At 31.2% G+C, this 14,296-nt stretch carries 16 protein-coding genes; 6 read left to right on the top strand and 10 right to left on the bottom strand.

Annotated elements, in window-relative coordinates; genetic code table 11:
- Positions 1-279: 279 nt before the first annotated feature.
- The 8 genes from LG45_RS02830 to tgt form a co-directional block, all read right to left on the bottom strand.
- Positions 280-951, bottom strand: a complete 672-nt coding sequence (locus tag LG45_RS02830; protein WP_035124189.1) for a response regulator transcription factor — start codon at positions 949-951, stop codon at positions 280-282.
- Between the two features lie 2 nt (positions 952-953).
- Positions 954-1,757, bottom strand: a complete 804-nt coding sequence (locus LG45_RS02825) for a sensor histidine kinase (protein ID WP_052087459.1) — start codon at positions 1,755-1,757, stop codon at positions 954-956.
- 625 nt (positions 1,758-2,382) lie between these two features.
- The gene (locus tag LG45_RS02815) at positions 2,383-2,694 is read right to left on the bottom strand and encodes a hypothetical protein (RefSeq protein ID WP_035124185.1); all 312 of its coding nucleotides are present in this window, start codon (positions 2,692-2,694) and stop codon (positions 2,383-2,385) included.
- A gap of 263 nt (positions 2,695-2,957) precedes the next feature.
- Positions 2,958-4,502 (bottom strand): replicative DNA helicase, encoded by a 1,545-nt coding sequence (dnaB, locus tag LG45_RS02810; protein WP_035124183.1) that lies wholly within the window; start codon positions 4,500-4,502, stop codon positions 2,958-2,960.
- A 140-nt stretch (positions 4,503-4,642) separates the two neighbouring features.
- Positions 4,643-5,596 (bottom strand): acetyl-CoA carboxylase carboxyltransferase subunit alpha, encoded by a 954-nt coding sequence (locus LG45_RS02805; RefSeq protein WP_035124181.1) that lies wholly within the window; start codon positions 5,594-5,596, stop codon positions 4,643-4,645.
- 94 nt (positions 5,597-5,690) lie between these two features.
- Complete coding sequence (locus LG45_RS02800) at positions 5,691-6,572, bottom strand: DMT family transporter (protein WP_035124179.1); 882 nt, start codon at positions 6,570-6,572, stop codon at positions 5,691-5,693.
- On the bottom strand, positions 6,559-7,644 hold the full coding sequence (locus tag LG45_RS02795; RefSeq protein ID WP_035124178.1) for an LptF/LptG family permease: 1,086 nt from the start codon (positions 7,642-7,644) through the stop codon (positions 6,559-6,561). Before LG45_RS02795 ends, LG45_RS02800 begins: the two co-directional genes overlap by 14 nt.
- Before the next feature lie 50 nt (positions 7,645-7,694).
- Positions 7,695-8,825, bottom strand: a complete 1,131-nt coding sequence (tgt, locus tag LG45_RS02790) for a tRNA guanosine(34) transglycosylase Tgt (RefSeq protein WP_035124176.1) — start codon at positions 8,823-8,825, stop codon at positions 7,695-7,697.
- Positions 8,826-9,031: 206 nt separating this feature from the next.
- Between tgt and LG45_RS16430 the strand changes: the two genes are divergently transcribed.
- The 3 genes from LG45_RS16430 (at position 9,032) to LG45_RS02780 (ending at position 11,178) form a co-directional block, all read left to right on the top strand.
- On the top strand, positions 9,032-9,205 hold the full coding sequence (locus tag LG45_RS16430) for a hypothetical protein (protein WP_165570787.1): 174 nt from the start codon (positions 9,032-9,034) through the stop codon (positions 9,203-9,205).
- Between the two features lie 163 nt (positions 9,206-9,368).
- The gene (locus LG45_RS02785; RefSeq protein WP_035124174.1) at positions 9,369-10,220 is read left to right on the top strand and encodes a transketolase; all 852 of its coding nucleotides are present in this window, start codon (positions 9,369-9,371) and stop codon (positions 10,218-10,220) included.
- A gap of 4 nt (positions 10,221-10,224) precedes the next feature.
- Positions 10,225-11,178: a transketolase family protein gene (locus tag LG45_RS02780; protein ID WP_035124172.1), complete on the top strand. Its 954-nt coding sequence runs from the start codon at positions 10,225-10,227 to the stop codon at positions 11,176-11,178.
- A gap of 58 nt (positions 11,179-11,236) precedes the next feature.
- Here the strand turns inward: LG45_RS02780 and LG45_RS02775 are convergent, their stop codons facing one another.
- Complete coding sequence (locus LG45_RS02775) at positions 11,237-12,166, bottom strand: FKBP-type peptidyl-prolyl cis-trans isomerase (protein ID WP_035124170.1); 930 nt, start codon at positions 12,164-12,166, stop codon at positions 11,237-11,239.
- A gap of 79 nt (positions 12,167-12,245) precedes the next feature.
- On the opposite strand from LG45_RS02775, the gene LG45_RS02770 reads away from it, so the two are divergent.
- The 3 genes from LG45_RS02770 to LG45_RS02760 are packed head-to-tail and all read left to right on the top strand — an operon-like array spanning position 12,246 to position 13,702.
- Positions 12,246-12,632, top strand: coding sequence for an RNA-binding S4 domain-containing protein (locus LG45_RS02770; RefSeq protein ID WP_035124168.1), 387 nt, complete (start codon positions 12,246-12,248; stop codon positions 12,630-12,632).
- Positions 12,619-13,200, top strand: coding sequence for a class I SAM-dependent methyltransferase (locus LG45_RS02765; protein ID WP_035124166.1), 582 nt, complete (start codon positions 12,619-12,621; stop codon positions 13,198-13,200). Before LG45_RS02770 ends, LG45_RS02765 begins: the two co-directional genes overlap by 14 nt.
- Before the next feature lie 4 nt (positions 13,201-13,204).
- Positions 13,205-13,702, top strand: coding sequence for a phosphoribosyltransferase family protein (locus tag LG45_RS02760; RefSeq protein WP_035124164.1), 498 nt, complete (start codon positions 13,205-13,207; stop codon positions 13,700-13,702).
- Here the strand turns inward: LG45_RS02760 and LG45_RS02755 are convergent.
- A complete protein-coding gene (locus LG45_RS02755) occupies positions 13,694-14,212 on the bottom strand; it encodes a shikimate kinase (RefSeq protein WP_035124162.1) in 519 nt (172 codons plus the stop codon). The two genes, LG45_RS02760 and LG45_RS02755, sit on opposite strands and share 9 nt — an antisense overlap.
- Positions 14,213-14,296: the final 84 nt, after the last annotated feature.

Raw genomic sequence — 14,296 nt, 5'->3', positions numbered from 1 at the left:
TATGGGAGAAAAAAATACTACTTAAATTTGAAAATATAAATAAAGGGAATTAAGTATGAATATTAATATAACATCAGAAATGAATAACTCTTTTAAAAGTATGAATTTATTAAAAAAAGTTGGTTTATCACTATTTGTAATCATGATAGTAGTGTATTTGATATTATCATTAAAATTTATTTTTAGCTAGAAACAAAAATCTAATAAATTTATAAAAAAAAAAGATGTAAAGAACAAAATCAAAGTTCCTTACATCTTTTTGTGTTTTAAAAAAAATAGCTAGAAATTTTCTAAAACAACGACTTTCTTTTGAATTGCATATACTACTAAACCTGCAATGTTTTTGGATTCGGTTTTTAATAGTAAATTATTTCTATGGCCTTCTACAGTTCTTGAGCTTATACTTAATTTTTCGGCAATTTCATGTGTACTAAATTGCATGCAAATCAACTCCAAAACCTCTTTTTCTCTAACGGTAAGATATTCTTGGTCAAATAAATTCACAATACTTTTATCTGTCGCAATGATATCATCTTGAATAACTTGCAAAACGGCATCGTTATAATAAAATCCTTTTTGTGCGACTTTATTTATAGTATCAATCATTTCCTTTGGTGTTGCACTTTTCACTAGGTAGGATGATGCACCAACGTTAATCATATTAGCAATAAATGCTTTGGTATTGTAACTAGTTAATGCTATAATTTTTACAATTGGAAATTCTTTATGGATGATTTTTGTGGCATCGATTCCGCTTACGACTGGCATTTTTAAATCCATCAAAATAATATCTGGATAATTATCCGTCTTTTTTAAGTATTCAATTACTTCATTGCCATTAGAAGCTTCGAATACAATTTCGATATTTTTTTCACGTTGCAATAGAAAATAGATTCCTTTTCGAAATAATTCCTCGTCGTCAGCCAGTATAATTTTTATTGTTTTACTCATATTTAAAATGTGAAAATTACTTTTACACCTTCATTAACCTTGGAAAAAATTGAAAATGTACCGTTTAAAAAACTAATTCTACTTTCAATATTTTTCATTCCTAATCCTTTTTGAGATTCATTATTGGATGTGTCAAAACCTTTTCCGTTGTCGCTATAAGTGCAAGTTTCAATATCATTAATTTTACTAAATCTGATAGAAACTTCGGTTGCTTTACCATGACGTATAGAGTTATTTAACAATTCTTGAAGTACTCTAAAAATGTGTAAATGACGTTCGGTATCTTCAAATTGAAATTTTAACTCATTTAAATAATTCACTTTAACCGTTTTACTACTTGTAACTTCTACGATTAACTCTTCAATTCCAGCATTTAATCCGAATTTTTCTAAGACTGGTGGTAATAAATCGTGTGCTATTCGTCGAGAACTTTCTAAAGCTTTTTGAGTTAATCCTGTGATATTATCGGTAATTTCTAGAATTTCATCATCCGATAAATTTGGCGTTTTTAAAAGATGTGTATTTAATGAAACTACATTTAATTTAGAGCTAATATCATCGTGCAAGTCTTGAGCAATGCGTTTTCTTTCGGCTTCTTGAGTAAGAATAACTGATCGTAAAAGTTCTTTTTGATGGTTAATTTCTAGAATTTTTTTTTCGATTTCCTTTTGAATAATTTTCTTTCTTGAAAAATAAAAAAACAAAATTAAAACGCCAGCCATTAACAAGAAAGCTATGAATAAATATCCTAAAACAACATAAATGTCAACGCTATTGCCACCAATGGAATCGTTAATTTTTTTCATCCTTTACTTCTTGTTTTAATTTGTCGCCATTCTAAAAAAATAAAAACTAGATATACTATATATAACAGAATGTTTAATATAGTTAATATTATTGTAAAACTTTTACCATAAATAACATGCAAATTTCTTGGTAAGAAAGTAACTGTACTTCCAAATAAATATATTAATATTCCGCAGTTTATCAAATAAAAATCTTTTTTATTGGACAGCATATTGTAAAAATGAAAAGTACTATAACTAATTATTGTTACAGAAGTTAACAATATTTCAACCATTGAAAACTCGTGTAATTGAGATGGAAATATTGAAAAGTTCACTAGTAATAACAGAGGAATTATAATTAAATTAAACTTAATAATCTGCTTTTGATAATTTTCTTTTAGCAATTGTAAATAAAATAAACTTAACATAACAAATTGTCCTGTAAAGTATAAATGTGATAACATTAAATTTTGATATCCATTGGCAATTAATACTCTTGATGACACTTCAATTAAAACAATCAGTCCTAAATAAACCGTGTAAATTTTATAAGTTCTATTTTCCTTTTTAAATTGCGAAAGAAAAAGAATAAAATTTATAATTAATAGAATAATTGGTATGTACTTGAATATTTTATACATTTTTAAATGTTAAATAATGGACTATTAACATCACAATCAGGTTGGCAAGCCGTCGTTAAATCATATATATACTGACCTTTTGTATCGTCTATCAAATCATTTCCACTTGCGTCAACGCCTACTATCATTAGTTTACATCTATTATCATCATCAATTCCTAAATACGTTCGAACATTTACAGTATCACGTTCTTCGATAACTTGAGTAAGATCAATTTCTGGAATTAAAAAAGCAATAACATCAGGATTGGGATTGTTTCTCCAATTTTGCGCCCATTGTTGAGCTTGTGCTAAAGTAATTGTGTTTTGAGACATGGTTTTATTTTTTGGTTAGGGTTAAATATTTGTTTCTGTAATAATGAAAGATTATTATTATTAAAAATGCAAAGAATAAACAAGCTGTAAAAATAACTTCTATTATTTCAATTATCTGTGACTCGTTAAGTTGAAAATCTCTCATCTAGTTTAAACCTGAAAATATTTGAGGTAAATTTAAACTATTATTGAGACATACAACCACGTAAAACTACGTGTTTTTATGTGAAAAAAAAAATCCCAATTTCTTGAGATTTTATATTTTAAAAAGGAACATCACTATCATCATCATTGGAGTTCGAACTACTACCAAAAGCCTCATGTGCAGTAGGTAAATTCTTGGTCATGAACGGATTATCATCATGATTCATTTTAGATGGTAAATCGTCAAAACCGCCACCATATTCTTCAAGATTATCAAATTTACCAAGATTTCCGATGAATTTTAATCGAATATTTTCTAAAGAACCGTTTCTGTGTTTCGCAATTATAAATTCGGCTTGACCTGCGGTTGGAGATTGTTCATCGTCGTCCCATTCATCAATTTTATAATATTCTGGACGATAGATAAACGATACAATATCGGCATCTTGCTCAATCGCACCCGATTCACGAAGGTCAGAAAGCAAAGGTCTTTTACTAGAACCACGAGTTTCAACCGCACGCGATAATTGAGAAAGTGCAATAACAGGAACTTCCAGTTCTTTTGCTAAAGCTTTCAAGTTTCTAGAAATTGTAGAAATTTCTTGCTCACGATTTCCACCACCTTTTCCATTTCCACCAGCAGTCATTAACTGAAGGTAATCGACAATAATTAATTTTATTCCGTGTTGCGATGCTAAACGTCTTGCTTTGGCACGTAAATCGAAAATAGAAAGTGATGGCGAATCATCAATAAATAAAGGAGCTTTTTCTAAATCTTTTACCTTTACAGAAAGTTGTTCCCATTCGTGCTTTTCTAATTTACCAGTTCTTAATTTTTCTGAAGACAAACCAGTTTCAGAAGAAATTAAACGTGTAATTAACTGAACAGAAGACATCTCTAGAGAAAACAATGCAACAGGATGACCAAAATCAATCGCTATATTTCTTGCCATAGAAAGTACGAAAGCCGTTTTACCCATACCTGGCCTTGCAGCAATAATAATTAAATCGGATGGTTGCCAACCCGAAGTAAGCTTATCTAATTTTTCAAATCCAGTAGCAATTCCAGATAATCCCTCTTTGTTAGCAATTTCTTCAATTCGTTTTTTGGCTTGAATAACTAAACTTTGAGCCGTTTCTGAACTTCGTTTGATGTTTCCTTGCGTAACTTCATACAATTTAGATTCGGCTTTGTCCAATAAGTCAAATACGTCAGTAGTTTCATCATACGATTCTTCAATGATTTCTGATGATATTCTTATCAAACTTCTTTGGATGAATTTCTGCAAAATTATACGCGAGTGAAACTCAATATGTGCCGATGAAGATATCTTTTGCGTAAGCTGAATTAGATAAAAATCGCCTCCAGCCAAGTCTAGCTTTGCATTCTTCTTTAACTGCGAAGAAACTGTTAATAAGTCAATAGGTTGAGAATCTGTGAATAACTGAAAAATCGCCTCAAAAATGTGTTTGTGTGCATCTTTATAAAAAGCTTCAGATTGAAGTATATCAATAACCTCATCAACACCTTTTTTATCAATCATCATGGCACCAAGAACTGCTTCCTCAAGGTCTAATGCTTGTGGTGGAAGCTTTCCTTTTTCAAGATTTATGATTGTAGTTTTATCTACTTTTATTGGGTTTATATTTCTGAGATTTTCCATTAAGCGAAAGTAACTATTTCTTTAATTTTTAGTGAGTTTAGTTATTACATATGTATGTTTATAACTAAAGTTTTTTTGTTAACAAGTAAAAAAAAATCCGAAACTAAAGGGCTTCGGATTTTAGATAAATTTGTAAGATTTTACTCTTTATACTCGCCCATATTGCTGTATTTATCCATTCTCTGCGCAACTAAGTCAGTTGTTGATAAATCTTTTAATTCGTTATAAGCTTTCATAATATATTGCTCGACAGTTTTGAAAGTTGTTTCTTTATCATAATGAGCGCCACCAAGTGGTTCTGGAATAATATCGTCGACTAACTTTTGTTTTTTCATATCGGCTGAAGTTAGCTTTAATGCATCTGCTGCTTGTTCTTTATATTCCCAACTTTTCCACAGAATTGATGAACAAGATTCCGGAGAAATTACAGAATACCATGTGTTTTCCATCATTAAAACGCGATCTCCAACACCAATTCCTAATGCTCCACCAGAAGCACCTTCACCAACAATTACACAGATGATAGGCACTTTAAGACGACACATTTCAAAAATATTTCTTGCAATAGCTTCACCTTGTCCTCTTTCTTCGGCTTCCAATCCTGGATATGCACCTGGAGTATCGATAAAAGTTACTACTGGAATATTGAATTTTTCAGCCATTTTCATCAAGCGTAATGCTTTTCTATAACCTTCTGGATTCGCCATACCAAAATTTCTAAACTGACGCATTTTGGTATTAACTCCTTTTTGCTGACCAATTAGCATGAACGATTGACCATCAATGCGACCCAATCCACCAATCATGGCTTTATCGTCTTTAAAATTTCTATCACCAAAAAGTTCTAAAAAAGTACCTTTTGTTATAGTTGTAATATGCTCTAAAGTATAAGGCCTATTAGGATGACGCGATAATTGTACACGTTGCCAAGCCGTTAAATTTTTGTATATATTCTTCTTAGTTTCGTCTAATTTTTTCTGAATTTGTTTACACGTATTGGTAACATCAACATCAGATTCTTGACCAATTATTTGACATTTGTCTAATTGGTCTTCCAATTCTTTAATAGGAAGTTCAAAATCTAAATATTCCATAGGATTTGTTCGTTTTAATTAAAATTCGAATTACAAAGATAAAATTTTAAATCGTCTGTAAAAGTAATTTTGCATTATAAGTTTCAAACAATAGCTAAGTTGCTTTTGCTCTGCTTTTTATGATTCCGTTTATTATAACTGTAATTAAAATTATTACTGCTCCAATATAAAATTCTGGACTCATTTGCTCTTTATCTTTAAACCATAAAACGGCAAGAATGATTCCGTAAATAGGTTCAAGATTTATAGTAAGCATCACAGTATAAGGACTTAAAAATTTCATAACAGCTGTTGATGCAATAAAAGCATAAGCTGTACACACCGAACTCAATATCATCAAATAAACAAAATCTTCTACTGATAATTTAAAGAAATCAGCATTAAAACTTCCTAAAAAAAGCAGAAAAACTGAGAAGAAAAGTACACCGCCTGAAAGTTCATAAAACGAAATTACCGTAGCATCATACTGCTGGACAAACTTACTATTAATCACTGCAAATGAAGCTGAGAGAAAAGCAGATGTCAATGCCAAAGCAATTCCTTCAACGTATTTACCTTCTACATTAAAGATAATTGTGAGTCCGAAAACAACTATTAATCCGAAAAATATTTCGTACCAAACCATCTTCTTTTTAAAGAAAATTGGTTCTATTATTGAGGTAAAAAAAGCTCCTGTCGATAAACAAGCTAAAGTTATCGACACATTTGAAACTTTTATTGCTCTAAAAAAAGTAAACCAATGCAATGCAATTATCAATCCTGCGACAAGAAATTTAAGAATTACTTTCTTAGGAACCGTTATTGGAATTTTCTTCCATTTGATATAAATTAGAATAAAAAATACCGCAAATAACATGCGAAACCAAACCAATGGCATCGCTTCAAGAGTTATCAGTGCGCCAAGAATTGCGGTAAAGCCCCAAATAAAAACTATGAGGTGAAGATGTAAATAACTTTTGGTATTATCGCTTAGCATTTCTAAGAAGGTAAATTGCTAAAATTCCGAAAACAATATTTGGAATCCAAACAGCAATAATTGGTGGAAAAGATGATTTTTCGGCTAAAACACCAAATATTTTATCGAGAAATACGAATGAAAATGCTAGTAAAATTCCGATTGCTAAGTTAGAACCCATTCCGCCTCGACGTTTCATGGAGGAAACAGAAACTGCAATAATTGTTAGGATAAAAGCTGCAACTGGAATACTATACTTTTTGTAAAGAACAACCAAATAGGTATTGATATTAGATGATCCGCGCTTACGTTCTTTTTCGATAAAACTAGTTAATTCTCCATAAGAAAGTGTTTCGGCAATAAAAACTACAGGCGATAAATCATCTAAATCGAAATTGAATTTAGCATCTTTCTTATCGGCTTTTTCAAAAACATCATCCAACAAACCTATTGTTCTTTTTTTATAGTTGAACATTGTGTATGTACTATCTTTTGGATTCCATTTTAATCGAGAAGCATTAATTTTATATAATAATTTTCCATCTTTAAATTTTTCAAGCGAAAAATTAAAAGCAACTTTTGAAACATTATTGAAATTACTAACATAAATGTATTCATCATCACTAATTTGTCGGTAAACATCCGAGTTATCTCTCATTCCGCTAATACCAGAATTATTTAGATACATATACCTAAAATTTTTAAATCCGGCACTTGCACTTGGAACTAAAAAGAAACCCATTAGCAAAGCAAATAAAGAAACTGCTGTTGCACCAATAATATAAGGTCTTAAAAAGCGAGAAAATGAAATTCCAGAACTTAAAATGGCAATAATCTCAGTATTATTGGCCAATTTTGAGGTAAACCAAATAATTGATAAAAATAAAAATATAGGGAATAGTAAATTGGCAAAATAGATTGTAAAGTCAAAATAATAGATAGCAATTTCCTTGAAAGGTACTTTGTTCGCAATCATTTTATTTACTTTTTCAGATACGTCGATGATAATTCCAATAGGAATAAACATCAACAACATCACTGAAAATGTTGCTAAATAGCGCTTTAAAATGTATTTATCAATTATTTTTAACATTCATAAAGTTTATGGTTTCTCATTTATAGTTAACTATAAACAATAAACGGTTAAAGTCTTTGGCTCATATTTTTTACCATCATATCTTTCCATGTTCTAAAATCGCCAGCTAAGATATGTTTTCTTGCTTCACGAACCAACCACATATAGAAACCTAAATTGTGGATTGTTGCAATTTGCTTTCCTAAATATTCGTTTGCAGCAAAAAGGTGACGAAGATAGGCTTTAGTATATTCGGTATCAACAAATGTGATTCCCATTTCATCTACTGGAGAGAAATCGGCTTCCCATTTTTTATTTTTAATGTTTATGGTTCCGTTTGCTGTGAATAGCATTCCGTTTCTCGCATTTCTTGTTGGCATTACACAATCGAACATATCAATTCCGAGTGCAATATTTTCTAAAATATTTATTGGAGTTCCAACGCCCATTAAATATCTTGGTTTGTCTTCTGGAAGTATTTCACAAACTACCTCAGTCATTGCATACATTTCTTCGGCTGGTTCACCTACAGAAAGTCCACCAATGGCATTTCCTTGTTGATTAGAATTGGCAATATATTCTGCCGATTGCTGACGTAAATCTTTATAAGTACTTCCTTGAACTATAGGAAAGAACGTTTGCTCATAACCATATTTGAAAGGTAATTTATCCAAATGATTGATGCATCGGTCTAACCAACGGTGCGTCATTTTCATCGAACGTTGCGCATATCGATAATCGCAAGGATATGGTGTACATTCGTCAAATGCCATGATGATATCAGCACCAATTGTGCGCTGAATTTCCATTACATTTTCGGGTGTAAAGAAGTGGTACGAACCATCAATGTGCGATTTAAACTTCACTCCTTCTTCTTTAATTTTTCTATTTGCAGAAAGCGAATACACTTGATATCCACCAGAATCAGTAAGAATATTTCTATCCCAATTCATAAATTTATGTAATCCGCCAGCTTTTTCAAGAATTTCTGTTTGTGGACGCAAGTATAAATGATAAGTATTTCCTAAAATAATATCTGGATTAATATCGTCTTTCAATTCGCGCTGATGCACACCTTTTACAGAGGCAACAGTTCCTACAGGCATAAAAATTGGGGTTTCTATAACTCCGTGATCGGTAGTTATTGTTCCTGCTCGGGCATTAGAATTTGGGTCTTTTTGTAATAAATCGAATTTCATATAACTATTTGAAGTGGCAAAGATAACAGAATAAAAAAAATTGAATTAGTAAATGTAAATTTTTAATACTGATTTATGATTTTGTACTATTAAAACCACAAAAGAGTAAATAATATAAATTAAAACTAAAATAGTATAAGAGATAAAAAAGGTAAAATTCTGAAATTTGATTAAACGAAATAAGTAACCTTTAAACAAAAAATATCATGCAAAATCTACTAAAAAAAATCGTTCCTTTATTTTTGATTTCATTTCTATTTACAAGTTGCGAACTGATAGAAGGCATTTTTAAAGCTGGAATGGGAGTCGGAATTTTTATCGTGATTGCAGTTATTGCAGTTATAATATTTATTATCAGCAAGTTTTCTAAAAAGAGTTAATTATGAAATTAAATTATCTACTAAAGATTGAAATTGATTTAAAATTGATTTCAATCTTTTTTATTTCCAATTTGTAGATAACTTTTTAAAAGTCTAAAACCTCATTAAACTAAAAATCGAATTATCTGATTATCTTTGCGGCAGTTTAACTTTAACAAACAAAATGAAGACTAACACACAACAATTACAAGATTTTTCAACACAAGTACGAAGAGACATTCTTCGAATGGTACATGCCGTAAACTCTGGACATCCTGGAGGTTCATTAGGTTGTACTGAATTTTTGGTGACATTATACCAAGAATTAATGGACAGAAAAGAAGGATTTGACATGAATGGTATTGGAGAAGATTTATTTTTCTTATCAAATGGTCATATTTCACCAGTTTTTTACAGCGTTTTGGCTAGAAGTGGTTATTTTCCAGTTTCAGAATTGGCAACTTTTAGAAAATTAAACACACGCTTGCAAGGACATCCTACTACACATGAAGGTTTACCTGGAGTTAGAGTTGCATCGGGTTCATTAGGACAAGGTTTATCGGTTTCTATTGGAGCAGCACAAGCTAAAAAATTGAACAATTGTAATCATTTGATTTATGCACTTTTAGGCGATGGAGAATTACAAGAAGGTCAAAACTGGGAAGCAATTATGTATGCATCGGCTAAAAAAGTGGATAACTTAATTGCAACAATCGATTTAAACGGAAAGCAAATTGACGGAACAACAGACGAAGTTTTAAACATGGGAAGCGTTCGCGCTAAGTTTGAAGCATTTGGTTGGGATGTTTTAGAAATTACTGCTGGAAATGATATCGAAGCGATAATTGCTGGAATGACTGATGCTAAATCAAGAACAGGAAAAGGAAAACCCGTTTGCGTTTTATTGCACACAGAAATGGGTCATGGTGTAGATTTTATGATGCATACTCATGCATGGCACGGAAAAGCACCAAATGATGCGCAATTGGAAACTGCATTGGCACAAAATTATACTGAAACACAAAGCGACTACTAGAATCATGAAAAAATACGAAAATACAGGAAGTAAAGATACCCGTTCAGGATTTGGTGCAGGAATGACCGAATTGGGACAAAAAAACGAAAACGTTGTTGCCTTGTGTGCCGATTTAATTGGTTCATTAAAATTTGACGATTTCAAAAAAAATCATCCAGAGCGTTTTTTCCAAATTGGAATTGCTGAAGCCAACATGATTGGAATTGCTGCTGGTTTAACTATCGGTGGAAAAATTCCGTTTACTGGAACATTTGCTAACTTTTCTACAGGAAGAGTTTATGATCAAATTCGTCAATCGGTTGCTTATTCAGATAAAAACGTAAAAATTTGTGCTTCTCACGCCGGATTAACATTAGGAGAAGATGGAGCAACACACCAAATATTAGAAGATATTGGTTTGATGAAGATGTTACCGGGAATGACTGTTATCAATACTTGCGATTACAATCAAACAAAAGCAGCTACTTTGGCTTTGGCAGATCATCATGGTCCAACTTATTTACGTTTTGGTCGTCCTGTTGTACCTAACTTTATGCCAGCAGACGAACCATTTGTAATTGGAAAAGCAATACTTTTAAACGAAGGTTCAGATGTTACTATTATTGCTACAGGACATTTAGTTTGGGAAGCATTAATTGCAGCAGAAGCACTTGAAGCAAAAGGAATTTCGGCTGAAGTAATTAATATCCACACTATAAAACCATTAGACGAAGAAGCAATTCTAAAATCGGTTGGAAAAACAGGTTGTGTCGTAACTGCAGAAGAACACAATATTCTTGGTGGATTAGGAGAAAGCGTTGCTAGAACTTTATCGTTAAACAATCCAACTCCGCAAGAGTTTGTAGCAGTTCAAGATTCATTTGGCGAAAGCGGAACTCCAGAACAACTTATGGAGAAATACAAACTTAACAATCAAGCTATTGTTGAAGCTGTAGAACGAGTTATTAAAAGAAAATAATTTCATTATTAGATATAAAAAAACCAGTTCAAAATGAACTGGTTTTTTTTATGCTTTATTAATTTATAAAAGGTGGTTTACAAGTAGGATCTAAATATCTTCTTACTCTAGCAGGATCGGTTGCTAAACCGTCACATCCTGGAACAGTTTCAAAGGTGTGATAAGTTCCATCTGGTTTTTTTAATTCAAATTTAGTCAACACTCTGTCTCCATCATCATCGTTATCAAAATAATTAGGAATGTCATCGCCATCACTATCATACTTTCTTGGATCATTATTTAAAACATTTTCAATTTCATCTTTTGATAATATACCATCTCTATCATGATCTCTATATCTCAACTCATAAAGCTTAAATGAAAATACTAAATTAGAATAGGCACTAATTACACCTTGAGATATGTTATAATATCCCATTCCAGATGGTAAAAACATTACACCGGCGCCATAACCACTAAAGGTTACCGGGTCAGGTCCATCTGCTGGATCGTAAGTGCCAGTTTTAAAATATGGCATTATTTCACTCCAACCTGGTACTAATTCATCTGTATTAAACCACACAGGATTTTGAGCAAAATCAAATTGTTCTCCTTCGATAGTTTCTACTCCTCTGTAGCTAACATGAATTGAATCTACAGCTGAAGGTCTTTCACCATCACCTTCACGAAGTTTTATAAAGTAAATTTTATAATCAACTCCATGAGTTTCGTTGGTTACAGTTTTAAATTGTAACTCATCTGCATACTCATCTCTAATATTAAGAGTTCCTGGTGGAGATTCGGCTGTAATCTCTGTAAAAGTAACATTATAATCAGCATCCACTGTCATTGAGTGTGTATCAATAAATTTATCAATTGAGTCAATATCTGCGGCATACTGTTCTGTATAATCTCTCAGCTTTACTACAGGATTATTATCTTCTTTTTCACATGAAAAAAGTGTTACAATAATCGATAGAGAAAAAATAATTTTAAAATATTTGTTCATTATTATATTAAATTAGGTGCGCAAGATACAATATTGATTTATTTTTGTAAACTATTTAACGCTGATTTTAGAAAAAATTATGAGAGTAGACAAATACTTATGGTGCGTACGTTATTACAAAACTAGAAATATGGTAACAGAAGCCTGCAAAAAGAACCATATTACTGTAAACGGTCAAGTTGCCAAAGCTTCTAAGGAGGTTTTTGCTACCGATAAAATCACGTTTAGAAAAGACCAAATTACTCATATAATTACGGTTTTGGATGTTCCAGCAAATCGTGTTGGAGCTAAGCTTGTTGATGTATATCGAAAAGATGAAACTCCAGCAGAATCATTTGCTCATTTAGAACTTTTAAAACTTTCTAAAGAACATTACAGAAAAACTGGAACAGGTAGACCAACTAAAAAAGACCGACGTGATCTAGACGATATAGAATTCAATACCGACGAAGATGAAGTTGAATAGTGATTATTGGGAAAACCGTTATAAAACCAATGAAATTAGTTGGGATGCAGGAACAATTACAACTCCACTAAAAGAATATATTGATCAGATTGAAGATAAATCGATTAAAATTTTAATTCCTGGAGCCGGAAATAGTTATGAATTTGAATATCTAATAAGCAACGGATTTCAAAATGTTTTTGTATTGGATTTTGCGCAATCACCATTGGATAATATTAAAGAAAGAGTTTCAAATTGCAATGAAAATCAATTAATTAAATCTGATTTTTTTGAACATGATGATACCTATGATTTAATTCTGGAACAAACTTTTTTCTGTGCAATTGATCCTTCGTTAAGAGGAGATTATGTAACAAAAATGAAATCATTATTAAATTCAAATGGTAAAATTGCCGGATTGTTATTTCAATTTCCATTAACCGATGTTGGTCCGCCGTTTGGTGGTTCTAAATCAGAGTATTTAGCGTTATTTCAAAATGATTTTGAAGTAAAAAAGTTAGAAACTGCATATAATTCGATAAAACCAAGACAAGGAAACGAACTCTTTTTTATATTTACAAAAAAATAAAACCATGAGCCACAATATTATTTTAAACAAACAGGAAATCGATCATAAAATCAAGCGAATTGCCTATCAAATATTTGAAACATTTGTTGATGAAGAAAGTATTATTGTAGCAGGAATAGCAAGTAATGGCTATGTTTTTGCCGAAAAAATAGCAGCCGTTTTACAATCAATTTCTCCACTAGAAGTAATTTTGTGCGAGGTGACTTTAGACAAACAAAACCTAAATTCTGAGATAAAAACATCGCTTCCAAAAGAAATATATCAAAACAAAGGAATTATTCTTGTTGATGATGTTTTAAACTCTGGTTCTACCTTAATGTATGGTGTAAAACACTTTTTGGATGTTCCGTTAAAGAAATTTAAAACTGCTGTATTGGTTGACAGAAATCACAAAAAATACCCAATAAAAGTTGATTTTAAAGGCATTTCACTTTCAACCTCATCTCTAGAACATGTTACAGTTGTTTTCGAAAAAGATAACTCCTATGCAACTTTAAGTTAGTAGCTGATACATTTCTTCAACAATGCTATCGATACTTTTTCCATCAACACTCACTTTAAAATTAGCTTGATTGTAGTAAAAACTCCTGTCAAATAAATGCTTAGCAATGAATTCTTTTGTCTCTTCGTCATTTAAATGAGCAATCAATGGTCGTTTGTGCTTTTCATCAACTAAACGATTAAAAAGTGTATCTATCGAAGCCTTTAGGTAAATAGAAACCACATTATCTTTTTGCAAAAGTTCATGATTGTTAAAGTAACAAGGTGTTCCTCCACCAGTACTTATAATTAAATTATCATCAGACTCTAATAATTCTAAAAAAAGTTGGTGTTCAAGTTTTCTAAAAAACAATTCGCCTTTAGTTGCAAATATTTTTTCAATACTTAAATCACATTTTTTTTCGATCATTTCATCCAGCTCCACGAAGGAAATTCCAATTTTATCAGACATTTTTTTAGACAAAACCGACTTACCACTACCCATGTACCCTATTAAAACAACTTTCTTCATAAAATAAAACCTTATAAATTAAGGCATTAAGAGATATTATTAAAAAAAGGTAAATTTAAAACAAAATTGCTTTGAAAAATAAAT

The sequence above is a fragment of the Flavobacterium aquatile LMG 4008 = ATCC 11947 genome (assembly GCF_000757385.1).
Classification (GTDB): Bacteria; Bacteroidota; Bacteroidia; order Flavobacteriales; family Flavobacteriaceae; genus Flavobacterium; species Flavobacterium aquatile.
The sequence above is the reverse complement of the archived record's forward strand: the minus strand, read 5'-3'. Positions and strand labels throughout refer to the sequence as shown.

Coding starts and splice junctions, on each gene's coding strand:
- LG45_RS02830 (WP_035124189.1), bottom strand. CDS start 951: ATGAGTAAAACAATAAAAATTATACTGGCTGACGACGAGGAATTATTT.
- LG45_RS02825 (WP_052087459.1), bottom strand. CDS start 1,757: ATGAAAAAAATTAACGATTCCATTGGTGGCAATAGCGTTGACATTTAT.
- LG45_RS02815 (WP_035124185.1), bottom strand. CDS start 2,694: ATGTCTCAAAACACAATTACTTTAGCACAAGCTCAACAATGGGCGCAA.
- dnaB (WP_035124183.1), bottom strand. CDS start 4,502: ATGGAAAATCTCAGAAATATAAACCCAATAAAAGTAGATAAAACTACA.
- LG45_RS02805 (WP_035124181.1), bottom strand. CDS start 5,596: ATGGAATATTTAGATTTTGAACTTCCTATTAAAGAATTGGAAGACCAA.
- LG45_RS02800 (WP_035124179.1), bottom strand. CDS start 6,572: ATGCTAAGCGATAATACCAAAAGTTATTTACATCTTCACCTCATAGTT.
- LG45_RS02795 (WP_035124178.1), bottom strand. CDS start 7,644: ATGTTAAAAATAATTGATAAATACATTTTAAAGCGCTATTTAGCAACA.
- tgt (WP_035124176.1), bottom strand. CDS start 8,825: ATGAAATTCGATTTATTACAAAAAGACCCAAATTCTAATGCCCGAGCA.
- LG45_RS16430 (WP_165570787.1), top strand. CDS start 9,032: ATGCAAAATCTACTAAAAAAAATCGTTCCTTTATTTTTGATTTCATTT.
- LG45_RS02785 (WP_035124174.1), top strand. CDS start 9,369: ATGAAGACTAACACACAACAATTACAAGATTTTTCAACACAAGTACGA.
- LG45_RS02780 (WP_035124172.1), top strand. CDS start 10,225: ATGAAAAAATACGAAAATACAGGAAGTAAAGATACCCGTTCAGGATTT.
- LG45_RS02775 (WP_035124170.1), bottom strand. CDS start 12,166: ATGAACAAATATTTTAAAATTATTTTTTCTCTATCGATTATTGTAACA.
- LG45_RS02770 (WP_035124168.1), top strand. CDS start 12,246: ATGAGAGTAGACAAATACTTATGGTGCGTACGTTATTACAAAACTAGA.
- LG45_RS02765 (WP_035124166.1), top strand. CDS start 12,619: ATGAAGTTGAATAGTGATTATTGGGAAAACCGTTATAAAACCAATGAA.
- LG45_RS02760 (WP_035124164.1), top strand. CDS start 13,205: ATGAGCCACAATATTATTTTAAACAAACAGGAAATCGATCATAAAATC.
- LG45_RS02755 (WP_035124162.1), bottom strand. CDS start 14,212: ATGAAGAAAGTTGTTTTAATAGGGTACATGGGTAGTGGTAAGTCGGTT.